At 71.8% G+C, this 25,986-nt stretch carries 30 protein-coding genes and 1 tRNA gene; 16 read left to right on the top strand and 15 right to left on the bottom strand.

Annotated features, from left to right (window positions below; translation table 11 throughout):
- Window positions 1-142 precede the first annotated feature (142 nt).
- Together O3438_RS21295 and O3438_RS21290 are read left to right on the top strand one after the other, a co-directional pair.
- The gene (locus O3438_RS21295) at window positions 143-925 is read left to right on the top strand and encodes an ATP-grasp domain-containing protein (protein ID WP_269681581.1); all 783 of its coding nucleotides are present in this window, start codon (window positions 143-145) and stop codon (window positions 923-925) included.
- Window positions 926-952: 27 nt separating this feature from the next.
- Window positions 953-1,522, top strand: coding sequence for an NADAR family protein (locus tag O3438_RS21290; RefSeq protein WP_269681580.1), 570 nt, complete (start codon window positions 953-955; stop codon window positions 1,520-1,522).
- Window positions 1,523-1,609: 87 nt separating this feature from the next.
- Here the strand turns inward: O3438_RS21290 and O3438_RS21285 are convergent.
- Window positions 1,610-1,684 (bottom strand) — tRNA-Lys (locus O3438_RS21285).
- 209 nt (window positions 1,685-1,893) lie between these two features.
- Between O3438_RS21285 and O3438_RS21280 the strand changes: the two genes are divergently transcribed.
- Window positions 1,894-2,196 (top strand): hypothetical protein, encoded by a 303-nt coding sequence (locus O3438_RS21280; protein ID WP_269681579.1) that lies wholly within the window; start codon window positions 1,894-1,896, stop codon window positions 2,194-2,196.
- Window positions 2,197-2,544: 348 nt separating this feature from the next.
- Complete coding sequence (locus tag O3438_RS21275; protein WP_269681578.1) at window positions 2,545-3,627, top strand: NAD-dependent epimerase/dehydratase family protein; 1,083 nt, start codon at window positions 2,545-2,547, stop codon at window positions 3,625-3,627.
- 80 nt (window positions 3,628-3,707) lie between these two features.
- Here O3438_RS21275 and O3438_RS21270 read toward each other — a convergent pair whose 3' ends face one another.
- The 8 genes from O3438_RS21270 to O3438_RS21235 all read right to left on the bottom strand — a co-directional run bounded on the left by O3438_RS21270 (window position 3,708) and on the right by O3438_RS21235 (window position 10,406).
- The gene (locus tag O3438_RS21270; RefSeq protein ID WP_269683709.1) at window positions 3,708-4,892 is read right to left on the bottom strand and encodes a hypothetical protein; all 1,185 of its coding nucleotides are present in this window, start codon (window positions 4,890-4,892) and stop codon (window positions 3,708-3,710) included.
- A gap of 82 nt (window positions 4,893-4,974) precedes the next feature.
- Window positions 4,975-5,724 carry a ZIP family metal transporter gene (locus O3438_RS21265; RefSeq protein WP_269681577.1) on the bottom strand — a complete coding sequence of 250 codons (750 nt, stop codon included), beginning with the start codon at window positions 5,722-5,724 and terminating at the stop codon, window positions 4,975-4,977.
- Window positions 5,725-5,778: 54 nt separating this feature from the next.
- Window positions 5,779-6,954, bottom strand: a complete 1,176-nt coding sequence (locus O3438_RS21260; protein ID WP_269681576.1) for a GNAT family N-acetyltransferase — start codon at window positions 6,952-6,954, stop codon at window positions 5,779-5,781.
- A gap of 108 nt (window positions 6,955-7,062) precedes the next feature.
- The gene (locus tag O3438_RS21255; RefSeq protein WP_269681575.1) at window positions 7,063-7,755 is read right to left on the bottom strand and encodes an ABC transporter permease; all 693 of its coding nucleotides are present in this window, start codon (window positions 7,753-7,755) and stop codon (window positions 7,063-7,065) included.
- Window positions 7,752-8,597, bottom strand: coding sequence for an ATP-binding cassette domain-containing protein (locus O3438_RS21250; protein ID WP_269681574.1), 846 nt, complete (start codon window positions 8,595-8,597; stop codon window positions 7,752-7,754). The genes O3438_RS21255 and O3438_RS21250 overlap by 4 nt, the downstream gene beginning before the upstream one ends.
- Window positions 8,594-8,932, bottom strand: coding sequence for a PadR family transcriptional regulator (locus O3438_RS21245; RefSeq protein WP_269681573.1), 339 nt, complete (start codon window positions 8,930-8,932; stop codon window positions 8,594-8,596). Before O3438_RS21245 ends, O3438_RS21250 begins: the two co-directional genes overlap by 4 nt.
- A gap of 101 nt (window positions 8,933-9,033) precedes the next feature.
- On the bottom strand, window positions 9,034-9,753 hold the full coding sequence (locus O3438_RS21240) for a PP2C family protein-serine/threonine phosphatase (RefSeq protein WP_269681572.1): 720 nt from the start codon (window positions 9,751-9,753) through the stop codon (window positions 9,034-9,036).
- Between the two features lie 92 nt (window positions 9,754-9,845).
- Window positions 9,846-10,406, bottom strand: a complete 561-nt coding sequence (locus tag O3438_RS21235; RefSeq protein WP_269681571.1) for a helix-turn-helix domain-containing protein — start codon at window positions 10,404-10,406, stop codon at window positions 9,846-9,848.
- 55 nt (window positions 10,407-10,461) lie between these two features.
- Between O3438_RS21235 and O3438_RS21230 the strand changes: the two genes are divergently transcribed.
- Window positions 10,462-11,691, top strand: coding sequence for a benzoate/H(+) symporter BenE family transporter (locus O3438_RS21230; protein WP_269681570.1), 1,230 nt, complete (start codon window positions 10,462-10,464; stop codon window positions 11,689-11,691).
- Between the two features lie 31 nt (window positions 11,692-11,722).
- Here O3438_RS21230 and O3438_RS21225 read toward each other — a convergent pair whose 3' ends face one another.
- From O3438_RS21225 to O3438_RS21210, 4 genes are all read right to left on the bottom strand, one after another.
- Window positions 11,723-12,094 carry a hypothetical protein gene (locus O3438_RS21225; RefSeq protein WP_269681569.1) on the bottom strand — a complete coding sequence of 124 codons (372 nt, stop codon included), beginning with the start codon at window positions 12,092-12,094 and terminating at the stop codon, window positions 11,723-11,725.
- Window positions 12,095-12,421: 327 nt separating this feature from the next.
- On the bottom strand, window positions 12,422-12,673 hold the full coding sequence (locus tag O3438_RS21220) for a hypothetical protein (RefSeq protein ID WP_088951051.1): 252 nt from the start codon (window positions 12,671-12,673) through the stop codon (window positions 12,422-12,424).
- A gap of 81 nt (window positions 12,674-12,754) precedes the next feature.
- Window positions 12,755-13,216: a large conductance mechanosensitive channel protein MscL gene (mscL, locus tag O3438_RS21215; RefSeq protein ID WP_269681568.1), complete on the bottom strand. Its 462-nt coding sequence runs from the start codon at window positions 13,214-13,216 to the stop codon at window positions 12,755-12,757.
- A 39-nt stretch (window positions 13,217-13,255) separates the two neighbouring features.
- Entirely contained in the window at window positions 13,256-13,963 is a 708-nt protein-coding gene (locus O3438_RS21210; RefSeq protein ID WP_269681567.1) for a FadR/GntR family transcriptional regulator, read from the bottom strand.
- Between the two features lie 50 nt (window positions 13,964-14,013).
- Here O3438_RS21210 and O3438_RS21205 point away from each other — a divergent pair, with 50 nt between their 5' ends.
- Complete coding sequence (locus O3438_RS21205; RefSeq protein ID WP_269681566.1) at window positions 14,014-15,294, top strand: MFS transporter; 1,281 nt, start codon at window positions 14,014-14,016, stop codon at window positions 15,292-15,294.
- 13 nt (window positions 15,295-15,307) lie between these two features.
- Here the strand turns inward: O3438_RS21205 and O3438_RS21200 are convergent, their stop codons facing one another.
- Complete coding sequence (locus O3438_RS21200) at window positions 15,308-15,664, bottom strand: STAS domain-containing protein (RefSeq protein ID WP_088986826.1); 357 nt, start codon at window positions 15,662-15,664, stop codon at window positions 15,308-15,310.
- A gap of 163 nt (window positions 15,665-15,827) precedes the next feature.
- Here O3438_RS21200 and O3438_RS21195 point away from each other — a divergent pair, with 163 nt between their 5' ends.
- The 6 genes from O3438_RS21195 to O3438_RS21170 are packed head-to-tail and all read left to right on the top strand — an operon-like array spanning window position 15,828 to window position 21,425.
- The gene (locus tag O3438_RS21195; RefSeq protein ID WP_269681565.1) at window positions 15,828-16,688 is read left to right on the top strand and encodes an STAS domain-containing protein; all 861 of its coding nucleotides are present in this window, start codon (window positions 15,828-15,830) and stop codon (window positions 16,686-16,688) included.
- Complete coding sequence (locus O3438_RS21190) at window positions 16,688-17,098, top strand: STAS domain-containing protein (protein WP_088986824.1); 411 nt, start codon at window positions 16,688-16,690, stop codon at window positions 17,096-17,098. Before O3438_RS21195 ends, O3438_RS21190 begins: the two co-directional genes overlap by 1 nt.
- On the top strand, window positions 17,095-17,514 hold the full coding sequence (locus O3438_RS21185; protein WP_088986823.1) for an anti-sigma regulatory factor: 420 nt from the start codon (window positions 17,095-17,097) through the stop codon (window positions 17,512-17,514). Before O3438_RS21190 ends, O3438_RS21185 begins: the two co-directional genes overlap by 4 nt.
- A complete protein-coding gene (locus tag O3438_RS21180; protein WP_269683708.1) occupies window positions 17,511-18,524 on the top strand; it encodes a SpoIIE family protein phosphatase in 1,014 nt (337 codons plus the stop codon). The genes O3438_RS21185 and O3438_RS21180 overlap by 4 nt, the downstream gene beginning before the upstream one ends.
- On the top strand, window positions 18,521-19,882 hold the full coding sequence (locus O3438_RS21175) for a sensor histidine kinase (RefSeq protein ID WP_269681564.1): 1,362 nt from the start codon (window positions 18,521-18,523) through the stop codon (window positions 19,880-19,882). The genes O3438_RS21180 and O3438_RS21175 overlap by 4 nt, the downstream gene beginning before the upstream one ends.
- A 13-nt stretch (window positions 19,883-19,895) precedes the next feature.
- The gene (locus tag O3438_RS21170; RefSeq protein ID WP_269683707.1) at window positions 19,896-21,425 is read left to right on the top strand and encodes a SpoIIE family protein phosphatase; all 1,530 of its coding nucleotides are present in this window, start codon (window positions 19,896-19,898) and stop codon (window positions 21,423-21,425) included.
- A gap of 10 nt (window positions 21,426-21,435) precedes the next feature.
- On the opposite strand, the gene O3438_RS21165 is transcribed toward O3438_RS21170, so the two are convergent.
- Window positions 21,436-22,269: a helix-turn-helix domain-containing protein gene (locus O3438_RS21165; protein ID WP_269681563.1), complete on the bottom strand. Its 834-nt coding sequence runs from the start codon at window positions 22,267-22,269 to the stop codon at window positions 21,436-21,438.
- Window positions 22,270-22,300: 31 nt separating this feature from the next.
- Here O3438_RS21165 and O3438_RS21160 point away from each other — a divergent pair, with 31 nt between their 5' ends.
- The 4 genes from O3438_RS21160 to O3438_RS21145 all read left to right on the top strand — a co-directional run bounded on the left by O3438_RS21160 (window position 22,301) and on the right by O3438_RS21145 (window position 25,913).
- Window positions 22,301-22,885 carry a TIGR03086 family metal-binding protein gene (locus O3438_RS21160; RefSeq protein WP_269681562.1) on the top strand — a complete coding sequence of 195 codons (585 nt, stop codon included), beginning with the start codon at window positions 22,301-22,303 and terminating at the stop codon, window positions 22,883-22,885.
- Window positions 22,886-23,149: 264 nt separating this feature from the next.
- Window positions 23,150-23,686: a PadR family transcriptional regulator gene (locus O3438_RS21155; RefSeq protein ID WP_269681561.1), complete on the top strand. Its 537-nt coding sequence runs from the start codon at window positions 23,150-23,152 to the stop codon at window positions 23,684-23,686.
- A complete protein-coding gene (locus O3438_RS21150; protein ID WP_269681560.1) occupies window positions 23,683-24,384 on the top strand; it encodes an ABC transporter ATP-binding protein in 702 nt (233 codons plus the stop codon). The genes O3438_RS21155 and O3438_RS21150 overlap by 4 nt, the downstream gene beginning before the upstream one ends.
- On the top strand, window positions 24,381-25,913 hold the full coding sequence (locus tag O3438_RS21145) for an FtsX-like permease family protein (protein WP_269681559.1): 1,533 nt from the start codon (window positions 24,381-24,383) through the stop codon (window positions 25,911-25,913). The genes O3438_RS21150 and O3438_RS21145 overlap by 4 nt, the downstream gene beginning before the upstream one ends.
- The last annotated feature ends 73 nt before the right edge of the window (window positions 25,914-25,986 follow it).

Raw genomic sequence — 25,986 nt, 5'->3', positions numbered from 1 at the left:
CTCCACGGGCCGGCACTTGAAGAGGATAACTGCGTCGGCCCTGGGCGCCAGGCTCCGAAGCAGGCGAACGTTCGGGGCGCGGAGCACCACCCGGGCCCTCAGCCTGCGGTGCCCGGCCACCCGGTACGACATGATTCCGTCCGTGACACTCGTCCTGCCACCGCGTCTGACCGCATCCGCTCTGACGTTGCGCGACACCGCGGAGCGGCGAGGGCTTCACACCGTGCAGCTACCCACCCTCGACGTGCCCGCTGGTCTGCGAGCCGACCACCTGCATGCCGGCCCGACCTTCGCCGACGTCGTCGCCCCACTACTCGGAATCGCCCCGCTGGAGGCTCCCCACGACTGGCTGGCCCGACTGCCCCGGGAGCTCACACGCCGAGAGATTACCCTGGTCACGCTCGGGGAAGCCTACGAACTCCGTCGACCGGCGTTCGTCAAGTCGCCGAACGACAAGGACATCAAGGCCATGATCTACACGGACGGGTCCCGCCTGCCCGGCCCCGACGCGATTGACCGCCGGACACCCGTACTCGTCAGCGACATCGTCGACTTCACCGCCGAGTACCGGCTGCACCTGCTCGACGGCGCGGTTCAGGTCGGCAGCCAGTACGCCGAGCGGGGAAGGCTGCGCCTCGGACCTCCGTCCGCCGACGCACTCGCCTTCGGAGCAGACCTGCTGGCCGGTGTCGGTCACACACTGCCCACCGCCATCGTGGTGGACGTGGGGATCATCGACGGTCGCTGGGCCGTGATCGAGTCGAACGCAGCCTGGGCCAGCGGAGCCTACGTAGCGGACCCCGATCTGGCGCTCGATGTCGTCCTGCGCGCAGCCGGACCGGTGGACCGCCTCAGCAGCCACGATCGCCGGTTCGTCAGGCCGTCGCACTCCCGCCTCGGCAGTCGCGAACCCACTGGTGCCTGACCGCACGCGTCTGGCACCCTGCTGGACGTGCCCGAGACGGATTCCCTGCCGTACGACCTGCCCGCACTGCAGGCGTTGGTCGCCGATGGCGGGCGTCCCAGGTACCTGTTCTTCTGGGGCCACCAGCCCCAATCCGACGGCAGCATCGGCTCGGGGTGCCTGAGCCAGTGGTGGCCGGCAGCGTTCACTGTGGACGGCTTCCACTATCCGACGGCCGAGCACTACATGATGGTCGGCAAGGCTCGTCTGTTCGGTGACGACGCGATCGCCGCGCGGATGGCGACGGCGTCGCACCCGAACGCGGTCAAGGCCCTGGGTCGTCAGGTACGCGACTTCGACCAGGCCGTCTGGGACGCGCACCGCTTCGACCTGGTCGTCGCCGGCAACGTGGCGAAGTTCAGCCAGCATCCCGACCTCGGGCTGTACCTGTCCCGCACGGCCAACCGGATACTTGTCGAAGCCAGCCCGCTGGATCGCGTCTGGGGCATCGGACTGGCGGCCACGGATCCGCGTGCCGAGGACCCGGCCCGGTGGCGCGGCCCGAACCTTCTCGGATTCGCGCTGATGCGCGCCCGCGCGCAACTCGACACCCGATGACCTCAAGGTCGCGACCACCCGTCCTGAGGAAGAGGGTGCCGGAAACCGGCAGTGCGGCCCGTCGCGGCTGCTCCCAGAGGGGGTCTGTGGTGGGCCGCCAGGGACTCGAACCCTGAACCTATGGATTAAAAGTCCACAGCTCTGCCATTGAGCTAGCGGCCCGCGCGCTCAGGTTACCTGACCGTGAGCGATGCCGGCTCTCGGCTTCCGGCCGGGCGTCGATGCCTGTCGTCAGGCGATCCTGATCATCACGAAGTCGGCGATCTGGCGGTGTCCGGGGCGGGGGAAACCGCCAGGTCGGGGATATGAGTGGATCAGGTACTTTCTGGGCGGCTGCGCATGGTCGGGGGCGTCTGGGGAATCGGCTGGGCATGAGACGGAGCGGCAGCCCGGCTGTGGCGGCGTCCGGCGAGGAGGTCGGGCCGGACGGTGTACGCCAGCCGGGTGGCGAGGTGCACGCCTGGCAGCCCGGTCAGAACCAGACGGTCTGCGGCCTGGCCCTCAGTCGGACTCGGCTGCGTCGCTTCCCGCATGTGCGCTTCGACTACTCGGGCACCGACGTGCTCACCGACGCGGACGCGGTTGGTTGGATCTGCCCACGTTGCCTGGTCGCGACCACCGGCCGACGGGGGACGGAGAAGCACGGCTGGGTCCGGCACTCCCCTCGACCCTGATCGACTCGGGTTTCCGGAAGTCGGGCTGTCATCCCCACCCGGATACCGCGACTTTCAGAAACGCGAGTGGATCAAAGCCTCCGGGCGCACGGACCGGGCTGGGCGGGCGGACCGGGCTGGGCGGGCGGACCGGGCCGGGCGGACAGGCCGCGCCGGGCGCACGGACCGGGTCGGGCGTGGGGACCGGGTCGGGCGTGGGGACCGGGTCGGGCGGGTAGGCCGCGCCCGCCGGGCAGGCCGCGCCCGCCGGGCAGGCCGGGCGGGGCGGACCCGCCGCGCCGGGGCGAGCGTCGGGCCGAGCCGCGGGGTCGGTGGTTGAGCTGCTGCTGGGCGGGTACGGGGTCGGGCATGCGGATCGTGGTGGTGGGGGCCAGCGGCAACGTCGGAACGGCCTTGCTGCGGCGGCTGCGTCGGGAGCGGGGCGTGGAGTTGGCCGGGGTGGTCCGGCGGTTGCCCGGCCCGGATGCCGGTGAGCCGTACGACCAGGTGGAGTGGCACTCCTGCGACATCGGCGCGCCGAGCGCGGTGGGGCAGCTTTCCGAGGTGTTCGCGGGTGCGGACGCGGTGGTGCACCTGGCCTGGCAGATCCAGCCGAGCCATGACCAGCGGGTGCTGCGCCGGACCAACGTCGACGGCAGCCGGGCGGTGATCGACGCGGTGGTCCGGGCCGGGGTGCCGGCCCTGGTGTACGCCTCGTCGGTGGGCACCTACGCGCCCGGTCCGAAGGACCACCCGATCAGCGAGCGGTGGCCGGCCACGGGTGTGCCCGGTTCGTCGTACAGCGAGCACAAGGCGGAGGTGGAGGCGCTGCTGGACGAGGTCGAGCGGGAGCACCCGACGCTGCGGGTGGTGCGCATGCGACCCGGGTTGATTTTCCAGCGGGCCGCCGGGGTGGAGATCACCCGCTACTTCCTGGGTCCGCTGGCGCCGGTGCGGCTGTTGCGCTTCGGTCGGATTCCGCTGGTGCCGACGAATCGCCGGTTGCGGATGCAGGCGGTGCACGCCGACGACGTCGCTGATGCGTACACCCGGGCGGTGGTGGGTGATGCGCGCGGCGCTTTCAACGTCGCTGCGGACCCGGTGCTGACTCCGGAGCTGGTGGCCCGGCACTTCCACGGTTGGACGGTGCCGGTCGCCGCGCCGGTGCTGCGTGCGGCGGCGGCGCTGAGCTGGCGGGCGCGGCTGCAACCGGTCGACGCGGGCTGGGTGGAGTTGGGGCTGAACGCCCCGCTGATGTCCAGCGAACGTGCCGAGACCGAGTTGGGCTGGCAGCCCAGGATTGACGCGTTGGCGGCCCTCAAGGAACTCTTCGCCGGGATGGCCGAGGGCGACCACACGGGGAGCCCACCGCTGTCCGGCATCCGCGACCTGCCCGGCCGCCCCACCGCCCTCCTGAAAGCCCGCCCCCCGGGCCAGGGCAACCCCTACTGACCACGGTGATCAAGGGGTTTCGGTCAGAGAAGGCGCCTCCGGTGACCGAAACCTCTTGATCAACGAAGAGAAGTGGGGCGTCAGGACAGCTTGGAGCCCGTCACCGTGGGGTTCTTTGCGCCCAGGAAGAAGATGCCGGGGAAGCCCCGGGTCTCGAACTGGGCGCTGGGGTTGCGGCGCAGGGTCGAGCCTTCGATCCGCATCGTGCCGGTGCGGTTGTTGCTCACGAAGAAGATCGCGCCGCCGCCCTCGTTGGCCTTGTTGTTCTCGATGATCGTGCCGGCGATCCGCACTGTGAACTCGTTGCCGTCGCAGTAGATCGCGCCGCCGCTGCCGCCGCCCGGCGTGCCGGACTTGGCCGGGTTGGCCCCGTTGCCGATCGCCTCGTTGTTCTTGAGCAGGCTGTTCAGCACCACCCAGGACACGCCGATGCTGCTCAGCGCCCCTCCGTTCGAGCAGGAACCGCCGTCGAAGGTGCTCCCCACCACGTACACCGGCTTGTTCTCGTGCTGGCTCAGCACCCGGATGGCCGCGCCTCCGAGGTCGGGGCCGGTGCGGTCGCAGCGGTTGCGGACGAAACGTGAGTTGACCACCTTGAACCGACCGCCCCGTACGAAGATCGCCCCACCGCCGCCGCCCTCGGCCTTCTCTCCGGTGGAGTTGCCGTCGGCGAACGTCAGGTTCTGCACGGTGAGCTGCGGGTGATCCTGGTTCTGGCAGTGCGAGGTGGTGAAACCCTGAGCCTCGTCGCAGGTGTTCATGTAGAGGATGCGGCGCTGGCCCTGGCCGCTCAGCGTGACAGTGCCGCCGCCGTCCAGCACGACCTTCGGCCCGTTGGCGTTGCGCACCTTCGCGGTGGCGGCCATCTTGATCGTCACCGGTGCGGGGCCGCAGTTGAACGTGATGACACCGCCCGCCGCGACGGCCTTCACGACCGCCGCGGAGGTGCAGCTGGCCGGGGTGCCGGTGCCGATGGTCCGGGTCGGCTTCGAGGTGTCCACCGCCCGCCCCTCGGCCGGCACGCTGGCCTTGCCGTTCGGGTTTCCGGCCGCGAGGACCTTCTCGGCGGGCTTGGGGCTGGCGCTGGCACCCGGACCACCGAGGCCGTCACGGGCCTCCGGCGAGGCGCTCTGGTCGCCGGTCGCCACTGCCGTCGGCGCGGCGGAGGAGCCGGACTGGAAAGCGGGCGCCGGGTCGTCGGCCGCGCAGGCGGGCAGGGTCGCGGTGGCGACACCGAGGACGAGCAGGGCGGCAAGCGACGTCATGCGCACCAGGTGATGCTAGGAGCCCCGACCGTGCGGCGACGAATCCGCCGGGCCGGTTTAATGCGCTGCTAAGGCGACATCATCAGGCGTGGGACAGGGCGAACGCGGTCAGGAAACCGGCGACCGTGATCAGGCCGACCAGCAGGTGGGCGTCCTCGAACGCCTCGGGAACCATGGTGTCGGTGATCATCGCGAGGATCGCGCCGGCGGCCAAGGCCGTGATCCCGGCCAGCACCTCCGGCGGGGCACCGCCCAGCAGCGTGTTGCCGAGCAGCGCCGCGATTCCGCTGATCAGGGCGATCCCGGTCCAGAGCAGAAAGACGTACCGCCGGGTTCGGCCGGCCTGGCGCATGCCGGCCGCGCTGGACAGCCCCTCCGGGACGTTGCTGAGGAAGACTGCCGCCACCGTGACCAGGCTGACCGCACCGCCGCTGAGCAGGCTCGCACCGATCACCACCGATTCCGGTACGCCGTCGAGCAGGGCACCCACGGCGATCGCCGACCCGGAGCCGGGCTTTTCGTTCTCGGAGGGCTGCTGGTCACCGGACCGCTTCCGGTGCCGTGCGCCGTGCCGAGCGAGCGCCAGGTTGGCCGCTGTGTAGACGACCGCGCCGGCGGCAGCGCCGAGCGCGGTGGGCAGCAGCCCACCCTGCGCGTGCGCCTCGGCGATCAACTCGAACGACACGGCGGAGAGCAGCACCCCCGCGCCGAACGCCATGATCGACGCGATGAGGCGCTGTGGCACCCGCGCGAACCAGCCGATCGCCGCTCCGACCAGCAGAGCCGATCCGGCCAGCAGCCCCCACCCACCCGCCTGTAACCACTCCGGCATTCGCGGGAGACTACCCACGGCCGTCGGGCCGACAAACCCGGTGGTGAGGAAGACTCAGAAGTCGGCGAAGAGGTACGGCACCCGACGGGGGAAGATGCCGCGCAGCTCGGCGGCGGCGTCCGCCGGCACCTCACCAAGGCCCCGCAACGGCAGCTCGGCCGGGTCCAGCACCCCGTACGCGAGGGCGGAGAGCCCGGCCGCGGTGAGGGTGGCGGTGGGCGTACGACCGGTGGTGTCGTCGACCAGCTCCAACACGCCGGTGGTGCCGTCCAGCAGGTGGGTGCCGGCCAGCCAACGGTCACCGGTCAGCTCGACGCGTACCCGACCGGGCCCGGCGGGCAGCCCGCGTAACGCGTCCATCGCCAGCAGACGGGCCATCGGGGCCGACGAAGCCGGTACGGCCGTCCGTGCCTCGACGTGGACGTCCAGGTCGGTCAGCCACAGCTCCGGCAACTCGTCGGGCGGGACCTGGACGCTGACCCGCTCGATCTGGTCGACGTGCCGGGCGAAGAACTGCAACAGCAACGTCCGGGCGAGCGGGTCGACGCACAGCATCTCGTTGCCGTGCAGTGTGCCGCCGTGCCCGTCGATCCGGTACGTCACCGCGCCGGTGACCTCCCCGCCCACCCGGGCGGTCACCAGCCAGTACTCGTCCCGGTCGCGCATCCCGACCGCCCGGTAGTCCGGGAAGATCGAGAAGCCGTGCCGTTCCTGGAGGTTGCGCTCGGTGAACGCCCGCCAGGCCGGATAGCCGGCCGCGATGCGCTCCCAGCTCACCTCGCCGGGCAGGTCCACACGGAGCAGCGAGCCCAGGTTGGCCGGGGCGAAGGTGACCCGCCGCGGCTTGGGCAACCCGATGTAGCCGAAGCGGGCGTAGAAGCTGGGCCGGAACGGATAGAGCGCGCTGAGCGGATGCCCCTCGTCGCGTACCTCGTCGAGGAGTTGGTGCAGCAACGTCCGGACGTGCCCCTGCCGACGGGCCAGCGGATGGGTAGCCACCCCGGCGACGCCGGCCATCGGCAGCACCGCACCGCGCAGGTTCTGCCGCATCGGAATGGACGAGACGGCGGCCAGGGTGGCACCGCCCTCCTCGGCGATCAACGTCCGGTTGCCCTCCTGGTAGGGCAGGTAGTCGCGGAACTCGTCGATCCGTGTCGCACCGAGCGGCGAGGACTCGAAGGCGTACGCGGCCAGCGGGAAGCTGGTGGTGAGACGGTCATCGGCGGTCACCCGGCGGATGGTCATTCGCCCATCTCAGCCTGCCGTGCAGGTGACAGCAACCGGATTGGCCCGATCCGCGCCGTCGACAGGCACCCCGCCGTCGAACGAGTGCTGCGGTCAGCCGACCGGCAGATGCCGCAGGTGCCGGCGGCGGCGCAGGCGGATGCTGGCCACGGTCGCCACGCCGACGACCAACAGGGCGGTGACGGCGAGCCCGTGCAGCAGCCCCCGGGAGAGGTAGCCCTGGTCGGTGTGGTCGACCGCCCAGGTGGCGATCTCCCGGGTCGACCAGAAGGGGGTCAGCTTCGCCCCGGACCCGGCGGGGTCGATCAACATCTGCACCGTGACCACTGTGAGCAGCAGCAGGGTGCCCTCCATCTCCCTGGGCAGCAACGTGCCGATCAGCATCCCGAACGGCGCCGCCACCGCGACGGAACAGAGCAGCGCGGCGGCCAGGCCGCCGTACCGCAGCTCCGCACCGTCGATCATCGGGAGCAGGAAGAACGGCACGGAGATGATCAGCCCCACCGCCCACAGACCGAGCACCCGACCGAGGTAGAGGTGATGTGGGCGGTAACCGGCCAGCCGTAGCCTCGGCTCCACCTCACGAGCCGCGGTCGTGGCGAACAGTGCGGCGGTGCTCACCGCCCAGCCCACGCCGAGGAGCAGCGACCGGACCGACTGCCCGAGGTAGGCGTCCCGCCGGATCAGGTAGAAGGTCAACGGCATCAACAACAACAGCAGGAGTACGCCCCGACGCCGCAGCAACTCCCGCACTGTCATCTCGGCGACGGTGACGAGCCGGTTCACTGGTGACCTCCCTGGACGCCGGGCGCGTGCCACTCGGTCTCACGTGCCGGGGTCAGGTCGAGCACGATGTCCACCCGGTCGAGTTGGTTGAGCAGATGGGTCACCACGACGATCGCCGTGCCGGCGTCGCGCAGCCTGCTGAGCTGGTCCCAGAAGTTGACGTAGGTGCCCTGGTCGAAGCCCTGGTACGGCTCGTCGAGCAGCAGGACGTCGGGGGCGCTGAGCGTGGACATGGTCAGGTTGAGCTTCTGCCGGGTGCCGCCGGACAGGTGGCGGGCCTGCACGTCCCCTCCCGCCTCCCACCCGAGTTGACGTGCCGCCGCCCGACCGGCCCGGCGGGCCGGGCCGCGAGCCACCCCCTGACCGGCGCCGACCAGCACGAAGTGCTCGTCGGCGAGCAGGAAGTCGGCGGTGCCGCCGGACTGTGGGCAGTAGCCGAGCCGCCCCGACACTGTCACCTCGCCGGCGTCCGGCGACATGAGCCCGGCGCAGATGCGCAGGAAGGTGCTCTTGCCGCAGCCGTTCGCGCCGATGACAGCGGCGATCTGTCCGGCCCGGACGGTCAGCGTGGCGTCCCGCAAAACTGTTCGCCGCCCGTACCGCTTGGTGATGCCCGTCGCGTGCAGCCGGACCGGTCCGGGGCGTGGTCCGGGCGCGGTGCCGATGCTCTCCACGACCGCGCCCGCGTACTGCTGGGGTGGACCGAAGACGACCCAGGGGTCACCGCCGCCGTCACGCAGGTGTGTGGCGGCCTCGGCGACCACGTGTCGGGCGGCGTCCGGCGCTACCCGGCGCTGGTGCAACTCGGCTGTGAGCGTCCGCAGCCAATCGTCGGCGTTCACCGGGTGACCCCCTTCGTGACGATGTCGTTCACCGGCTGGACGAAGGCGAGCCAGGCGCTGCCGCCAGCGCGGAGCGCCGCGTACCCGTTGTCGGTGAGCCGGTAGTACTTGCGGGCCGGCCCGGCGCTGCCCTCCCGCCACTGCGCGGTGACCAGGCCGGTCTTCTGGAGGCGCAGCAGCACGGGGTAGAGCGTGCCGCCCTGGATGGGCCCCACACCTGAGGCGTCGAGCGCCTGGGCGAGCTGGTAGCCGTAGGACTCGCGGTCGGCCAGCAGGGCCAGCACGCAGATGTCGAGCACCCCACGCAGCCACTGCCCGCGCCGGTCGGAATCCACGCGTCGGACAGTAGCGGTGCAAGCTAGATGGCACAACTACCTACTTGGGCGGCCGGACCCGATCCGGCGGGTTCTGTGAACCGCGGAGTACGCCCTACCGGTCAGCGGGCGACGACGTCGGAGACCACGACTGTCACGTTGTCCGGAGCGCCGGCGTGGTGGGCCAGCTTCACCAACTGCTCGCCGCACTGCTGGCGGTCGGCGTACATGCCCAGTGCCGCCGCGATGGCGTCGTCCTCGACGTAGTCGGAGAGCCCGTCACTGCACAGCAGCAGCCGGTCACCGGGCACCACGGTCAGGACTCCGACCGCCGGCGGGGTGTCGGCACCCTGCACGGCCCGGGTCACCAGCGATCGCTGCGGGTGGTGACGGGCCTGGTCGGGGGAGAGCGTGCCCTGGTCGACGAGCGCCTGCACGAACGTGTCGTCCCGGGTGAGCTGGGTCAGCTCCCCGTCGCGCAGCAGGTAGCACCGGGAGTCACCGACCTGGGCCAGCACCAGCGTCTCCCCGGCCAACAGCGCCGCGGTGAGCGTCGTGCCCATCCCCTCCCGGGTCGGGTCGACGGTGATGGCGGCGTGGATGCGCTGGTTGGCGGTGCTGACCACGGCGCGCAGGGCGTCGGCGGCGCCGTCGGGGTCGGTGGGCGGGGCCAGCTCGTCCAGGATCCGGATCACGATCTCGCTCGCCACCTCGCCCGCGGGCAGCCCGCCCATGCCGTCGGCGACGGCGATCAGGCGGTCACCGGCGAGGGCGGAGTCCTCGTTGTTGGTGCGAACCAGGCCGATGTCGTTGAGGATGGCCGAGCGGAGGATCAGCGTCATGGGGTCAAGCTTGCCAAGAAGACCCTGCCTTCGTCTCTACGCACTACTGCGTGGGGCGAAAATGATTGAGATATGGGCGCCCGGAGCGGGTCTCAGTGGCGCGGGTAGCGCAGCAGCAGGCTGGCGGCGACCTCCTCGTCACCCACCGCCGCGTACGTGTGCGGCACGTCGGACACCCAGCGGAGGTGGCCGCCGGCCGGGGCGGTCAGCGGCGCGTCGGCCGGCCCGGCGCGCAGCACTCCGGCGAAGACGGTGATGTGCTCGGTCACGCCTGGCTGGTGGGCGGGGGAGGTCTGCACGACGCCCGGCGCGACGCGCATCCGGTACAGCTCGTAGGTCGCGTCGGTGTCGGTGAACACCTCCAGCAGGGTGGCGGTGACGGCGGTGCCGTGCACGATCGGCTCGGCCGCCGGTTCGGCCAACAGGGCGGTGAACGGCACGCCGAGCTGCGCGGTGACCGCCCAGAGCGTCTCCAGGGTGGGGTTGCGGGTGCCGTGTTCCAGGCCGGAGAGGGTGGCCTTTCCGACACCGGCGAGCCGGGCCAGTGTGGACAGCGAGATGCCCCGCTCCTCGCGTAGGGCACGGACCCGGCGGCCGACGACGACGGGATCCACGTCGAGGCCCGGTCGGCGGGCTGGTGGTGGCTGCGGCACCCGACTATGGTGCTACACGCTGTCGTTCCGTAAACGGAACAGTCGGGGGAGTCGGATGGCCGGACGTGTGCAACCACTGCTGGCGGGTGTGGTGACCGCGCTTGTCGGCTTCGCCAGCTCGTTCACCGTCGTGCTGGCCGGGCTCCGCGCGGCCGGCGCGTCGGACGCGCAGGCCGCCTCCGGGCTGCTCGCCCTCTGCGTGGCGTGCGGGCTCGCCGCCGCGTGGCTGGGCTGGCGGCACCGGATACCGATGAGCGTCGCCTGGTCCACACCGGGTGCGGCGCTACTGGTCGCAACCGGGCCGCCCCCGGGCGGATGGCCGGTCGCGGTGGGTGCCTTCCTCGTCTCCGGGGTGCTGATCGTCGCGGCCGGGCTGTTCCCGCCCCTCGGCCGCGCGGTGGCCGCCATCCCCAAGCCGGTGGCCGGCGCGATGCTCGCCGGGGTCCTGCTGCCACTGTGTACGGCCCCGGTCCGCGCACTGGTCGAGCTGCCCCTGGTGGCCGGCCCGGTGGTGGTGGCCTGGCTGCTGCTGCACCGGTTCGCCCGCCGCTGGGCGGTGCCCGGCGCGCTGGTGGTAGCGGTGGCGGCGATCGCGCTGACCGCGTCGCCGGCCGGCCTGACCGGTGCCGCGTTGGTCCCGTCGGTCACGCTGACCACGCCGGCCTGGAACGCGTCCGCGCTGGTCGGGCTGGCCCTTCCGCTGTTCCTGGTCACGATGGCGGCGCAGAACGTACCCGGCATGGCGGTGCTGGTCGGCTACGGCTACCGGCCGCCGTTCGGTGCCGCCCTGCGGGCCACCGGCCTGGCCAGCCTGCTCGCCGCCCCGGCCGGTGGGCATGCGGTGAACCTGGCGGCGATCACCGCCGCGCTCGCCGCCAGCCCTGACGCGCACCCGGACCCGGACCGTCGGTGGATCGCCTCGGTCACCGCCGGCCTCGGGCTGGCCCTGCTCGGGCTGGGCGCCGGAGCGGCCACCGCGCTGGTCGCGGTCGCCCCACCGATCCTCATCGAGGCCGTCGCCGGGCTGGCCCTGCTGGGCGCCCTCGCGACCGCGCTCGCCTCGGCGGTGGCCGACCCGGCGACCCGGGAGGCAGCGGTGGTCACCTTCGTGGTGACCGCCTCCGGGGTGACGCTGATCGGCGTGGGCGGTGCGTTCTGGGGCCTGGTCGCGGGCTGCCTGATGCTGCTGCTCTTCCGCCGCCGCCCGCATGATCCACGCCAGATCGCCGAAGTGGCGGTGTATCCGAGTTCGAATACCGCCACGTCGGCGACCTGGAGTCGATGATCAGGCTGGTCGAGGCGTCGGGCCTGGCGGGCTACTCCTCGGGGGGTAGGTCGGCCACGCCGACGGCCAGGAGGACCCGACCGTCGGCCACCGACCCGATCCGGTCGGCCGGTACGTAGACCGCGCCGGTGCGGGTCAACTCCGTCGACACCTTCAGGTAGCCGCTGTGCAGCAGCCGCGCGGCCAGATCGGCCGGGACGTCCGGCTCCTCGACCGCTGTCGCCTCGATCAGCTCGTCCAGACTGCTGCCCGGGTCGGCGGTCGAGGTCTGGACGGTCACCGCGTTCGGGTCGCCCCGCTGGACGAGGTCCACGGTTCCGACCTCGGTGCCGGCTGAGTCGATCACCGGCATCCCGGTGGTGATCCGCGAAATGGTCGCCTGCTGCGCGTCCTGCTGGTCCATCACACCGCGGTTCCCGGGTCGGCGCGCCACTAAACGCCGTACCCCGCCAGCAGGCCGGGCGCTCAGCCAAACCCCGCAGTCCGGTCCGCTCCGGTCCGACGCCGTGTGGGCTGGCGACACGGCGTGCTGACGACTCAGGCGGATGGGGTGGACGGCCAGGAGGGTGGCTGCTCTGGAGAGCGATATGACTCTGAGTCATAAAAATGCCTCAGAGTCATATCGTTGAAGAGTGCTGCCGGCCCGACCCGGCCCGGCCCCGGCGCGGGACGGCGACGGCAGGGGCGCGCCGCAGCCGACGGCATGGCCAGGCCTGGAGCGTGAGCCCGTTCAGCTGTTCGGGAGGGTCCAGCTGCCCGGCGGGCGGGGGGACAACTCCCGCCAGGTGTCCGGACCGTCGAGCAGAGCCCGGACGGTGTCCTCGGCCTCGTCCGCACTGCCGTACTCGTAGAACCGGGAGATGCCCTCGGCTCCGCCGGCGCGCTGCTCGACGTGCCACCGGTCGGCGTCCACCCGCAGGAAGACATCCCGCCGGGCCAGCCGCCCCCACTTCCCGTTCCACCAGTGCTTCCGCTGCTCCATGGCGGGACTCTATCGAACACACGTACGAGAAGGTGCGGCCCCTGCGGGATTCCCACAGGGGCCGATGTGCTTCCGGTCGAGTCAGCGCTGCGTCGGCGGTTCCGTCCGGCGGCCCAGCACGTTGTCCAGCGCTCCGCGCTGCTGACCCGGGGTGGTGTGGCCGGCGGAGACCAGCGCGTCCCGGATCTCGGTGAGCAGCTTGACCTCCTCGCTCGGCGCCGCCGGCGGCGGCTCCTCGCCGCGCTTGCGCCGCTCGGCCAGCTTGTTCATCGGGAACACCACGAGGAAGTAGAGGACCGCGGCCGTGAGCAGGAAGGTGATCAGGGCGTTGATGAAGCCCGCCCAGTCCATCAGGTTGCCCTTGCTGATCTCCCACTGGCCGGCGAACTGGTCGTCCCCGCCGCCGACCAGCTTGATGATCGGCTTGAGGAAGGAGTTCGTGAAGGCGGTGACGACGCCGGTGAACGCCGCGCCGATGACGACACCGACCGCCAGGTCGACGACATTGCCGCGCATGATGAAGTCTTTGAAGCCCTTGAGCATTCGCACTCCCGAGGTGTCCGCTTTTCTGTCGGGGACAACCTATGCCCGTTCGGCGGGCTCCAGAAAAGCGCCGGCCTCGAGCGCCGCTCGGCCCGGGTCGCCGGCCCGGATCGCCTCGACCAGTCGGCTGTGGTCGACGTAGCGCTCCGGAGTGAGCGCGTCACCCATCGCCTGGGCGACGGTGCTGCGCAGGGCACTGCCGACCGAGGCGTACAGCTCGGCGAGCATGGCATTGTGCGCGGCGGCGACCACCACCGTGTGCAGCGCCGCGTCGGCCTCGACGAACGCGTCCACCCGGCCGTCGTGCCACGCGGCCTCGCGCTCCGCCAGCGCGCCGTCGAGCGCCGCCAGATCCTCCGGCGTACGCCTCAGCGCGGCGAGACGGGCGGCCTCCACCTCGAAGGCGCGGCGCACCTCGATCACCTCGGTCATCCGGTCGTCGCCGAGGCGGCGGGCCACCACCGGGGCCAGCTCGTCGGTGGAGACCACGTACGTGCCAGAGCCCTGCCGGCACTCCAACACCCCGGCGTGCACCAGGGCTCGGACCGCCTCGCGGACCGTGTTGCGCCCGACGCCCAGCGCGGCGACCAACTGCGGCTCGGTGGGGATGCGCCCGCCGATCGGCCACTCACCACCGAGGATCCGGGCCCGGAGCTGCTCGATGGTCTGCCGGACGCGGTGGCCGCGTGGCGGCACGGCGGGCTGGCCGTGTGGGGGCGCGGAGGAGGAATCGACCGACGGTGGCACTGGTTACATCACCGGTCCCAAATTCATCCCATGATTGTAGGTTAGAGGTCATGACCCCGCCACCCACCGCCGCTCCGGCGCTGCCCGCCCCCGCCGCCGTCGACACCCGCCTGGCCGGCGACCCCGGTGCGGCCCGACGGACGCACCCGGCGACCGGTGGCGCGCTCGTGCTGGTCGGGATGCTGCTGGTCGCGGTCAACCTTCGTGCCGTGGTGACGAGCCTCGGCGCGCTGCTCGACGAGGTCCGCGACGGACTGGGCCTCTCCGGCGCCACCGCCGGTCTGGTCACCACCCTGCCGACCATCGCGTTCGCCGGTCTCGGCGCGCTCACCCCGTGGTTGGTGCGCCGGGTGGCGCCGGCCCGGGTGCTGGTGGTCGCCATGTTCGCCCTGGCCGTCGGTCAGGTGCTCCGGGTCGTCACCGACTCGATCTGGATCTTCGTGCTCACCAGCGCGCTGGCGCTGTCCGGCATCGCGGTCGCCAACATCCTGCTGCCGATGCTCGTCAAGCAGCACTTCCCGCACCGCACCGGCCTGGTCACCGGGGCGTACACGATGGCGTTGACGGTGGGCACGACGGTGGCCGCCGCCACCGCGGTGCCGATCGCGCACGCCTTCGGGTCGTGGCGGGCCGGGCTTGGCATCTGGGCCGCGATGGCCGCGGTGGCCGTACTCCCGTGGGTGCCGCTGGCGCTGCGGACCCGGGCCGGCGCGCGGCGGGCGACCCCGACGGCGGTCGTCGCCACCCCGGCGCGGATCCGGCCGGCCCGCACCCGGCTCGGCTGGGCGATGGCCGTGTACTTCGGGGCGCAGTCGCTCAGCGGGTACGCGATCATGGGTTGGCTGGCCCAGCTGTTCCGCGACGCCGGCTACCAGCCGGAGTCCGCCGGGCTGCTGCTCGCCGGGGTGACCGCGCTCGGCGTGCCGATCGCGCTGCTGATGCCCACCCTGGCCGGTCGGCTGGGCAGTCTGCGTCCGCTGGTGCTGGGGCTGACTACCGCGTCGGCGCTGGCCTACCTGGGGTTGGCGCTGGCCCCGCACGGTGCCGCGCTGCTCTGGGTCGCTCTCCTGGCCATCGGTCAGGGCGCGTTTCCGATGATCCTGACCGCCATCGGCCTGCGCGCCCGCACCGCCGAGGGCACCGTGGCGCTCTCCGCGTTCGCGCAGAGCACCGGCTACGTGATCGCCGCCCTCGGCCCGCTGCTGGTCGGCATCCTCTACGAGGCCACCGGCGGTTGGACCGCCCCGATCGGGTTCCTGCTGGGCGCTCTCGCCGTGCAGACCACGGCGGGCATGGCGATCGCCCGTCCCCGCTACGTCGAGGACGAGTGAGGAACAGCAGCGGTCAGGAGGAAGCCGGCGTCGACTCGCCGGCGACTGCCTCGTCCACCGTCGGGTAGGTGTGCAGCACCTCGACCAGCCCGCTCACCTCGAGGATGCGCAGCACCCCGCGCTGCGGTGCGGCCAGCCGGACCACGCCGCCAGCCTCGTCGCAGCTGTTCTTGGCGCGGACGAAGACCGACAAACCGGTCGAGTCGCAGAACGAGACGTCCGCCAGGTCGAACACCAACCGGCTGCGCCCCTTGTCGAGCAGGTCGGTGATCTGGTCCTGGAGCTGCGGTGCGGTGGCCATGTCGAGCTCGCCCGCGACCGACACGACGACCATGTCGCCGCGTTGTTCCGTGTGCACCGTCAAGGACATTCGCCAGACCTCCTGTTATCGGGGGAACGGTATCCCACGACGGGGGGCGAACGCAGAACGGGAGCCGGTATCCGGTGGCCGTCGTCATTCCGTTGCTACGGGGCAAGTAGTTGATCAGCCCCCGGTGATAGAGTCCGCCCGGTCCAGGTCAAGGGGGTTCGAAATGGCGTTGAGCACCGAAGAAAGTGGTCGGCTCGCCGCGCTGCTGAGCGAGCAGGCCGACCGGGTCACGACTCGGTGGACCGAGATCGTCACCAGTTCGTTGCGAGGCCGGCTGAGTCAGGCCGAACTGCGCCGGCAGGTCCAGGACCTGCACCGCGCCATCCTCGCCACCGGCGAGCAGGGCGAGATCGACGTGTCCGCCGACAATGCCACCGAGCTGCGTGCCGCGCTCTCCGAACTCTCCCGTGGTCGCGCCCGGCAGGGCTTCTCCGCCACCGAGACCACGATCAGCGTGTTCGCCCTCAAGGATGTGCTCGCCGAACTGTTGCAGGAGGCCGGCGGCAGCAACGCGCTGAGCGACTTCGTCGCCTTCGCCAAGCTGGTCGACGACATGGGCCTCTACACGTTCGAGAGCTTCGTCCGCACCCGGGAGAGCCTGATCGCCGATCAGGCCGAGCAGCTGCTCGAACTCTCCACGCCGGTGGTCAAGCTCTGGGAGGGCGTGGTCGCCGTCCCGCTGGTCGGCACCCTGGACTCGGCCCGCGCCCAGGTCGTGATGGAGCGGCTGCTGCAGACCCTGGTCGACACCGGCTCCCCGTACGCGATCATCGACATCACCGGTGTCCCGGCGGTGGACACCCAGGTCGCCCAGCACATCCTGAAGACCGTGGTGGCGGCCCGGCTGATGGGCGCCGACTGCATCATCTCCGGCATCCGTCCGCAGATCGCGCAGACCATCGTGGCGCTCGGCATCGAGTTCGGCGACATCGCCACCAAGGCGAGCCTCGCCGACGCGCTGCGCCACGTGCTGCGGCTGACCGGGGTGGAGACGGCCCGTCGCCAACCGCGTCGGGGCAACTGATGGAACGCGTACCGATCCTCAAGATCGGCGACATCCTGCTCGTCTCCATCCAGGTGGACATGTCCGACCAGACGGCGGTCGCGCTCCAGGAGGACCTCGCCGAGCGGATCGTGGACACCGGCTGCCACGGCGTCATCATCGACATCACCGCGCTGGACATCGTCGACTCCTTCGTCGGCCGGATGCTCTCCACCATCGCGTCGATCTCCAAGGTGCTCGACGCGGAGACGGTGGTGGTCGGAATGCGCCCCGCCGTGGCCATCACCCTCGTCGAACTGGGGCTGTCGCTGAACGGCATCCGTACCGCGCTGAACGTCGAGCGCGGCATGGAGCTCATCGCGGCGGCGCACGACGACGGGTTCGACGACGAGCTTGAGGACGAGCCGGACGCCGAGACGGCCACGCCGTGACCGCGGGCATCGACCTGGGCCACCCGCAGGCGCAGTCGGTCCGCAGCGACGAGGACGTGGTACGCGTCCGGCAGTTGGTCCGGTCCGTGGCGGTCGCCGTCAAGCTGTCCCTCGTCGACCAGACCAAGGTGGTCACCGCGGCCAGCGAACTGGCCCGCAACACCCTCGTGTACGGGGGCGGTGGCTCGGTCGAGGTGGCGACAGTGGACAACGGCCGGCGCAAGGGCATCCGGATCGTCTTCGCCGACTCCGGGCCCGGCATCGCCGACCTGGATCTGGCCCTGACCGACGGCTACACCACCGGCGGTGGCCTCGGCCTCGGCCTCAGCGGGTCCCGTCGCCTCGTCGACGAGTTCGAGATCGAGACCTCACCGGAGACCGGCACGCGCATCACTGTCACCAAGTGGTCGCGGTGAACGCCGAGGCGGTCACCGACAGTGGCATCTGGTTCCGGGTGGAGGCCAGCAGCGCGGCGAGTGCCGTCCGGCGGGCCGCCGAGCGCCTCGGTGCGCAGGTCGGGATCGGTGAGACCCGTATCGCCGACCTGGCCATCGTCGCCGCCGAGCTGACCAGCAACCTGGTCAAGCACGCCGACGAAGGGATGCTGCTGCTCCGGCCGGTGCGCCGGGGCGGGCAGGCGGGCGTGGAGCTGGTGGCGATCGACTCCGGGCCGGGGATGGCCGACCTGACCGTCTCGTCCCAGGACGGGCACTCCACCACCGGAACGCTGGGCATCGGTTTGGGCGCCATCGTGCGGCAGGCGAGCTGGTTCGACGGATACTCGCTGCCCGGCCGGGGGACGGTGTTCGCCGTACAGGTCTGGCCGGCGGAGCCCGCGCGCCCGTCCTGGGCCGGTGCCCTGACCCGGCCGATCACCGGCGAGACGGTCAGCGGCGACGGGTACGCCGTCCGGGTCGCCGACGGGCGACACCAGGTGCTGGTCAGCGACGGGCTGGGGCACGGTCCGTTGGCCGCCGCCGCCACCGACGCGGCGCTCGCCGCGTTCCGCAACGCCCCGGCCGGCCCACCGGCGACGGTGGTCGCTCACCTGCACCGGAGCATGTCGCACACCCGAGGTGCCGCGCTCGCGGTCGCCGAACTCGCGCCGGAGGCAGGCGTGCTGCACTACGCCGGCCTCGGCAACATCGCCGGTGTGATCGTCGAAGAGGACGACCGCCGTCGCGGGCTGGTGTCGCTTCCCGGCATCGCCGGCCACCAACGGCCGGCCATCCGGGAGTACGACTACCCGCTCGGTCCGGGCTCCCGCCTGGTGATGCACAGCGACGGGGTGGCCGACCGGTGGCGGTTGGAGGACTACCCGGGTCTGGCGGAGCGCTCTCCGCTCGTCGTGGCGGCAACCCTCCTGCGCGACGCGGGTGTGCGACGCGACGACGCCTGCGTGCTCGTGGCAAGGTCCTGGGCATGACCGGCGAGTCGGCCGCGCAGCCGCTGCTCCAGATGGCGCTGCGGGTGGAGCAGGACATCTTCGTGATCCGTCAGCGGGGCCGCGAGGTGGCCGCCGTGGTGGGCCTCGAACGCCAGGACCAGGTTCGGATCGCCACCGCACTGAGCGAGGTGGCCCGGGACCTGCTGGGGACGGTCGGCGGCGCGGACGTCACCTTCCACATCGAGGCGGGTGCCGACGGCCGATACCACCTGCGCGCCGACCTCGCCCCGGTGACCCCGTTGCCCGACGGTCACTACCAGCCGCAGTCCGGTGCGGTGTCCCGGCTGGTCGACACGTTGAGCGTGGCGACCGTCGAGGGGGTTACGGTCGTGAGGATGTCCAGACGAGTCCCGGCCAACGCGCCGATCCCGACACCGGAGCGGTTGGCCGAGTTCCGCAGCGAACTCGGCCGTATCGCCCCGGCCAGCGCGCTGGACGAGTTGACGGTGCAGAACGGGCAGCTCATCGCGGCACTCGACGAGGTGCGCAGCCAACGTGACGAGCTGGCCGTGCTCAACGAGGAACTGGCCGAGACCAACCGTGGTGTGCTGGCGCTCTACAACCAGCTCACCGAGGAGCTGGAGGAAACCAACAGAGGGGTCGTCGCCCTCTACGCCGAGCTGGACGAGAAGTCGGCCCAACTGCGGGCGGCGAGTGAGTCGAAGAGCCGGTTCCTCGCCAACGTGAGCCACGAGCTACGCGCCCCGGTCACCGCGATCATCGGGTTGGGGCGGCTGCTCACCGACTCCGCCTCCGACCCGCTCACCGACGAGCAGGGCCGCCAGGTCGAGCTGATCCGCTCGTCGGCGGCCGACCTGCTCAATCTGGTCAACGAGCTGCTGGACCTGGCGAAGGCGGAGTCCGGCCGGATCGAGCTGGACCTGTCCGACGTCGACCTGCGCCCGGTCTTCGGTCAGCTGCGCGGCACACTGCGCGCGCTGGCCACCCGTCCGGAGGTGGAGCTGGTGGTGGAGGAGCCCAGCGCGCCGGCTCTGCTGCGCACCGACGAGGTGCTGCTCGGCCAGGTGCTACGCAATCTGCTGCACAACGGGTTGAAGTTCACCGAGCGCGGCGAGGTGCGACTGCGTGCCCACCAGCAGGGCGACAGGTGGACGTTCGAGGTCAGCGACACCGGGCTGGGCATCGCCCCCGAGCTGCACGACCGGATCTTCGAGGAGTTCTACCAGGTGCCGGGCGCGACCCGGGTCGGCGGCACCGGCCTCGGCCTGCCGTACGCCCGGCGGTTGGTGACGCTGCTCGGCGGGACACTGGAGCTGACCAGCGAGCCGGGCCGGGGCAGCACATTCCACGTCTCCCTACCCGTTGGCGGAGCGTGACGGCGTGGACGGCATGCCGACGACCGTCCTGGTGGTCGATGACAGTCGTACCAAGCGCTATCTGCTGGTCAGTTGGCTGACCCGGGCTGGCTTCACGGTGCTCGAGGCCGAGAACGGCGCCGAGGCGTTGGCCCGGGTCGAGGTGGACCGGATCGACCTCGTCGTCCTCGACGTCCGGCTGCCCGACCTCAGCGGCTACGAGGTCTGCGAACAGATCAAGGCCCGTCACCCGGCGATGCCGGTGATCCACGTGTCGGCGCACGCCGTGGACGTGGCCGACCGGGCCCAGGGGCTGACCCGGGGCGCGGACGCGTACCTGACCGAGCCGATCGAGCCGGAAGAGTTGATCGCCACCACGCGGGCGGTCCTGCGCTACTACCAGGCCCGGCAACGCGCCGAACTGCTCGCCGAGCGGCTGCTCGGCCTGGCCGACACGACAGTGTCGGTGCACGCCGCCCCGACCTTCGCGCGCCTGCTGGAGGCCGCCGCGGAAGGCGCCGCACAGATCTTCAAGAGCCCGGCGGCGGTGATCGCCGAGACGTTCGACGGGGACTGTCTCGCGGGGATCTGCGCCGGCCCCGGCGCACCGGCCTCCGTGGTGCCGTGGGTGGTCGACGACACCGGTGTGCCGACCGGCGCCACTGTCCGGGTGCAGGCCCCGGAGAGCTGGGCACTGGTCGAGTGGCCGACGGACGACACGGTGACAATCGCCGCCGCCCGGCTGCGCGAGGACCGAGCCCCGCTGTACGTGGTGGTCCCGACCGCCACCCAGACCGCTCGGACCCCCGTGCTCAAGCAGCTCGCTCAGGCGGTGGCGGCGGCCGTGGAGGGGCAGCGTTCGTTCGACGAGGAGCACCGGATCGCGGTCACCCTCCAACGCAGCCTGCTCCCGCGCGGGCTGCCCACCGTCGCCGGACTGGACCTCGCGGTGCGCTACGAGCCGGCCAGCGCCCAGACCGAGGTGGGCGGCGACTTCTACGAACTGGTGATGCTCGACGGCCACCTGCTGCTGGCGATCGGGGACGTGGCCGGCCACTCGCTGCACGCGGCGACAGTGATGGCGGAGCTGCGGCACGCGGTGCGGGCGTACGCGGTCGAGGGGCACCAGCCCGGCGAGATCCTGCACCGGGTCAACGAGCTGATGCGGACACTGCTGCCGAACGAGTTGGCCACGCTCTGCGTACTGCTGCTGCACCCGCCGACCGGTCGGGTCCGGCTGGCCAGCGCCGGGCACCTTCCGCCGGTGCTCAGCATGGACGGCAAGGTCGAGTTCGTGCAGCACTCCGCACCGCTGCTCGGCGTCCGGGCACCTCGCCCGCCCGACCTGGAGTTCGTGCTGCCGGCCGGGGCCACGCTGGTGTTCTACACCGACGGGCTGATCGAGCGACGAGACGCGACGATCGACGAGGGGCTGGCCGCCCTCGCCGGGGTCTCCACCACTGTCGACGAGGATCTGGACCGCTTCTGCGCCCGGTTGCTGGTGGAGCTGGCCCCACCGGAGATCCAGGACGACGTCGCAGTGGTCGTCCTGCGTCGCCGCTGAGCCCTGGTGGTCAGCGCACCGACCGGGCGTACGCGGCGGGAGACACCCCGGCCACCGCGGTGAAGTCGCGCACCAGGTGGGCCTGGTCGCTGTAACCGAGGTCGGCGGCAAGGTCCGCCCAGCTGAGAGGGCCGCCGGCGGCCTGTTCGACGGCCTCCTGAAGTCGGTAGCGGCGGATCACCCACTTCGGCCCGACGCCCACGTACTCCAGGAACAGCCGCTGCAACCGGCGGACCGGGACGTCGTGCCGCGCGGCGAAGTCGCCGACCCGCAGCACCGTCCGGTCGGTGCGGATCGCCTCGGCCAGCCGGGTGGCCTCCTCGGCCATCGGATCGGGGGTGGGCTCCCAGGCGCTGAGCAGGGCGTCCAGGGCTTCGCAACGCTCCTCGTCGGTGCCCGCGCACATGCCGATCCCGGGGGATGCCAGGTGGCCCGTGGGCAGCGGCACCCGCCGGCCGGTCAGCTCACTCACCGGACGCTGCCAGAACGGGTGGAAGCCGCCGGGGCGGAACTGCACCCCGCAGACGCGGCCGGTGCCGGTCAGGGTGATCCGGAACAGGTCACGACCCACACCCGCCACCTCGCCGGACGCGGCCCCGCTGCCGCTGCCGTCGCCGCTGCCGTAGCCGTCGCCGTCGCCGTCCCGCCGGAACACCACGTTCACCGCCGGGTGCGGCACGACCCGTTGCTCGAACGGTGTGTGCAACGCCCAGTCGATCAGCCAGTAGTGCTCGACCCAGGGGCGTAGCGGCACCGCCGGCAGGTGTCGTCGGAAGCGCACCTCGCGCAGCATGCGCCCGGGGTCGAGAATTCCCCGGCTGTCGCCACGCGGTCGCTGTCGCATTTGTTCAAGACCGCCCTCATACGCTGGCCCTATGACCACTCAGACTAGCGATCTGCTGGCGGCTGCGGCGCCGCGAACCGTCGACGTGGTGCGGGGCATCAGCGACGACCAGCTCGACCTGCCCACGCCCTGCCGCGACTACGTGGTGCGTGACCTGCTCAACCACCTCTTCGAAGTGGTGGTCAACTTCCAGGGGCTGGCCGCGAAGCGGCCGGTGGAATGGGCCGAGAAGCCCGACCACCTCGGTGAAGGCTGGCGGGACCGGTTCGAGGTGGAGACCGACCGGTTGGTCGCGGCGTGGTCACATCCGTCCACACTGGAGGGTGTGTCGCCGGGTATGGGCCTGCCGCAGACCGTCGTGGGCGGGATGGCTCTGCTGGACCTGACCGTGCACGGCTGGGACCTCGCCGTCGCCACCGACCAGCCGTACCAGCCGGCCCCGGAGGCGGTGGCCGAGCTGCACGGGGTGGTCGAACAGTTGGGCCCCACCGCCCGCAAGATGGGCGTCTTCGCCGACCCGGTCACCCACCCCACCACCCCGACCGACCGCCCCGACCTGGCCCACCTCCTGATCCAGACCGGCCGCATCCCCACCTGGCCCACCCCAACCCCCTGACCTCGAACCCCCACCCCCACCCCCACCCCGGCCCCCACCCCGGCCCCCACCCCGGCCCCCACCCCCACCCCCACCCCGGCCCCCTCGCCCGGTGATCAAGAGGTTTGCGTCAGATCGCGGCGCGTTCGTGACGCAAAGCTCTTGATCACCGGGGCGGAGGGGCGGAGGGGCGGGGAGGGGAGGGGTGGGGGCGGTGCGCGGGGTGTGGGGTGGGGGCGGGGTGGGTGGTTGACTTGGGTATTCGCTGGGTGAATAGTGGGCGGTGTGTCCACGCCGCATGTTCTGCTCGGGTTGTTGGCTGCTGGCAGCCGGCACGGTTACGAGCTGAAGCGTGCGCACGACGAGCGGCTGCCGAGGGCGCGGCCGTTGGCCTTCGGGCAGGTCTACGCCACTCTCGGTCGCCTCGAACGCGACGGCCTGGTGGCCGCCGCCGGGCAGGATCGCGCGGGAGGGCCGGACCGCACGGCCTACGCGCTGACCGACCACGGGCGGACCACACTGGACCAGTGGCTCTCCACTGTGGAACCACCCATGCCGTACGTGGCGAGCACGCTCTTCGCCAAGGTCGTGGTGGCGCTCCTGGTCGCCGACGTCGACCGGGCCCGGTCCTACCTGATCGCCCAGCGCGCCGCGCACACCGCGCGCCTGCGTGAGCTGACCACCGTCAAGGCCGACCCGACCGCCACCCTCAGCGACGTGGTCGCGGCAGACTTCGCGATCTCCCATCTCGACGCGGACCTGCGGTGGTTGCACACCACCCTGGGCCGGGTCGCCGACTGGCACCGGGAGGTGCATCCGTGACGCAACTCCAGGCTCGCGGCGTGGTTCGGGCGTACGGCCCGACACCCGCGTTGCGCGGCGTGACGCTCGACGTGGCCGAGGGTGAGATCGTCGCCATCACCGGCCCGAGCGGCTGCGGCAAGTCGACCCTGCTGCACTGCCTGGCCGGGATCCTCCGCCCGGACGCCGGCGAGGTCGCCTGGCATGGCCAGCGCATCGACACCTGGTCGGAGGCGGCCCGGTCCCGGCTGCGGCGCACCGAGTTCGGGGTGCTGTTCCAGTTCGGCCAGCTGGTGGCCGAGTTGACCGCGGCGGAGAACGTCGCCCTTCCTCTGCTCCTCGCCGGCACGGGGCGGCGAGAGGCACGGACGGCGGCGCTCACCTGGCTGGACCGGTTCGGGGTGGCCGAGGTGGCCGACGTGCGACCGGGTGAGATGTCCGGCGGTCAACAGCAACGCTGCGCCACGGCACGGGCGCTGGTGACCGAGCCGCGGGTGCTCTTCGCCGACGAGCCGACCGGCGCGCTGGACACGCTCACCGGTGAGCAGGTCCTCACCCAACTGGTTCGGCTCGCCCGCGAGCAGCGGACCGCAGTCGTGCTGGTGACGCACGAGCCGAGGATCGCCGCGTACGCCGATCGGGAAATTGTGCTGCGTGACGGCGTGGTGGACCACACGGGCCTGGGGCTCGACGTGTCGATGGTCGGCGGCACCCGGTGAGAGCGGCGACGCTGGTGCGCCTCGCGCTCGCCGGGAGTCGCACCGACGTCGCCCGGGTGGTGCTCACCGCACTCAGCGCCCTGCTGGCGACCCTGGCCGGGCTCTCGGCGCTGACCGTGCTGGCCATCCGCACGCCGGCGGCGACGCCCGAGAACCCGGACAGGTTGTCCGAGCAGTACCACAACGCGCTGTTGAGCGAACCGGGACTGCGCGGCGGCACGACGTTCGCGCTGCTCATGCTGATGGTTCCGGTGCTGGCGCTGGCCGGTCAGTGTGCCCGGCTCGGAGCGCCGGCACGGGACCGTCGGTTGGCCGCGATCCGGCTGGCCGGTGCCACCCCCGGCCAGGTCACCAGGCTGGCCGTGTTGGAGACCGGTCTGGCCGCCCTGCTCGGCACGGTCGCCGGGCTGGGCGTCTACCTGGTCGGTCGCGAGGTGCTGCACCGGCCGGACGCGGTCGGCCTACTGGCCCTGCCCACCGATGTGCTGCCGTCGTCCGGGGCGGTGACCGCCGTGGTGCTCGGTCTGCCGGTCGTCGCCGCGCTGGTCACCGCACTGATGCTGCGTACGGTCACGACCAGCCCGCTCGGCGTGAGCCGCAAGGCCGCCCACGAGCGCGGCCCGAGGCCGTGGGCGGGTTATCTGATCGGGCTCGGCGTGGTGACGTTCGCGGCGATCCGCCCGATGTACGAGCGGTTCGGCGACAACGCCGCGGTGCTTGGCCGGCTGCTCCCGGTGTTGTTCGCGGTGAGTGCCCTCGCGGCGATGATCGGTGTGGTGATCGGCACCGGCTGGATCTCGTACCACTGCGGGAAGCTGATGCGGCGATACGCTCGCCGGCCCCCGGCCCTGCTCGCGGCGGGCCGGCTGATGGCCGACCCGTGGGCGGGCAGCCGTACGTTCGCGGCGCTGCTCGCTGCCCTGATCTTCGGCGGTGGTGCGGCCGTGCAGCGCGCCTACTTCGCCACGAAGGACCAGCTCGACCGGGAGCAGAGCCGGCTCGCCGGTGCGGCCGAGCTCCCCGACTCGTTCTACCTGTCCACAATGGATCTCGTCGACGTGGCGGTGGCGGTGGCCATCCTGATCGCAGCCGGCGGCCTGATCGTGGCGCTGGTCGAGGGGATCGTCGCCCGCCGGCGGGCGTACGCCGCGTTGGTCGCCACCGGGGTGCCCCGAGCCGCGCTGAGCCGTTCGGTGGCCTGGCAGGCGTTCGCCCCGGCGGTGCCGGCGATCCTGCTCGCGCTCACCGTGGGCACCCTGCTCGGCCGAGGGCTCGTCACGGAGGTGTCAGCGGGAGGTGGGTCGACCACGGTCTGTGAGGCCACTGCGGCGCTCTGCGCCGACCCTGCCACCAGCGGTCAGTACACCCGGATCGTGCACTTCCCGGCAGTGCACCGAGCCGTTCCCGTGCCGCTGGAGCACCTGGCCTGGCTCGGTGCCGGCGGGGTGGTCGCGGTGCTGGTGACGGTCGGCGTCGGCCTGCTCTTCCTCCGCGTCAGCACCGCGCTGGACGAGCTGCGCACGACCTGAGTCGATGTAACACCCCTGCTGGCGGCACCGCTGTCTGCACCGGAGGCTCGGCCCATCGGGTCTTCGGTGCCAT

It is taken from the genome of Micromonospora sp. WMMC250 (genome assembly GCF_027460215.1).
GTDB classification, from domain to species: domain Bacteria; phylum Actinomycetota; class Actinomycetes; order Mycobacteriales; family Micromonosporaceae; genus Micromonospora; species Micromonospora taraxaci.
Note: the sequence above shows the minus strand (reverse complement) of the source record. Positions and strands in the feature narration are given on the sequence as shown.

Coding starts and splice junctions, on each gene's coding strand:
- O3438_RS21190 (WP_088986824.1), top strand. CDS start 16,688: ATGGAACGCGTACCGATCCTCAAGATCGGCGACATCCTGCTCGTCTCC.
- O3438_RS21175 (WP_269681564.1), top strand. CDS start 18,521: ATGACCGGCGAGTCGGCCGCGCAGCCGCTGCTCCAGATGGCGCTGCGG.
- O3438_RS21230 (WP_269681570.1), top strand. CDS start 10,462: ATGGCCGGACGTGTGCAACCACTGCTGGCGGGTGTGGTGACCGCGCTT.
- O3438_RS21270 (WP_269683709.1), bottom strand. CDS start 4,892: ATGACGTCGCTTGCCGCCCTGCTCGTCCTCGGTGTCGCCACCGCGACC.
- O3438_RS21160 (WP_269681562.1), top strand. CDS start 22,301: ATGACCACTCAGACTAGCGATCTGCTGGCGGCTGCGGCGCCGCGAACC.
- O3438_RS21265 (WP_269681577.1), bottom strand. CDS start 5,724: ATGCCGGAGTGGTTACAGGCGGGTGGGTGGGGGCTGCTGGCCGGATCG.
- O3438_RS21275 (WP_269681578.1), top strand. CDS start 2,545: ATGCGGATCGTGGTGGTGGGGGCCAGCGGCAACGTCGGAACGGCCTTG.
- O3438_RS21165 (WP_269681563.1), bottom strand. CDS start 22,269: ATGCGACAGCGACCGCGTGGCGACAGCCGGGGAATTCTCGACCCCGGG.
- O3438_RS21240 (WP_269681572.1), bottom strand. CDS start 9,753: ATGACGCTGATCCTCCGCTCGGCCATCCTCAACGACATCGGCCTGGTT.
- O3438_RS21280 (WP_269681579.1), top strand. CDS start 1,894: ATGAGACGGAGCGGCAGCCCGGCTGTGGCGGCGTCCGGCGAGGAGGTC.
- O3438_RS21220 (WP_088951051.1), bottom strand. CDS start 12,673: ATGGAGCAGCGGAAGCACTGGTGGAACGGGAAGTGGGGGCGGCTGGCC.
- O3438_RS21170 (WP_269683707.1), top strand. CDS start 19,896: ATGCCGACGACCGTCCTGGTGGTCGATGACAGTCGTACCAAGCGCTAT.
- O3438_RS21200 (WP_088986826.1), bottom strand. CDS start 15,664: ATGTCCTTGACGGTGCACACGGAACAACGCGGCGACATGGTCGTCGTG.
- O3438_RS21195 (WP_269681565.1), top strand. CDS start 15,828: ATGGCGTTGAGCACCGAAGAAAGTGGTCGGCTCGCCGCGCTGCTGAGC.
- O3438_RS21205 (WP_269681566.1), top strand. CDS start 14,014: ATGACCCCGCCACCCACCGCCGCTCCGGCGCTGCCCGCCCCCGCCGCC.
- mscL (WP_269681568.1), bottom strand. CDS start 13,216: ATGCTCAAGGGCTTCAAAGACTTCATCATGCGCGGCAATGTCGTCGAC.
- O3438_RS21225 (WP_269681569.1), bottom strand. CDS start 12,094: ATGGACCAGCAGGACGCGCAGCAGGCGACCATTTCGCGGATCACCACC.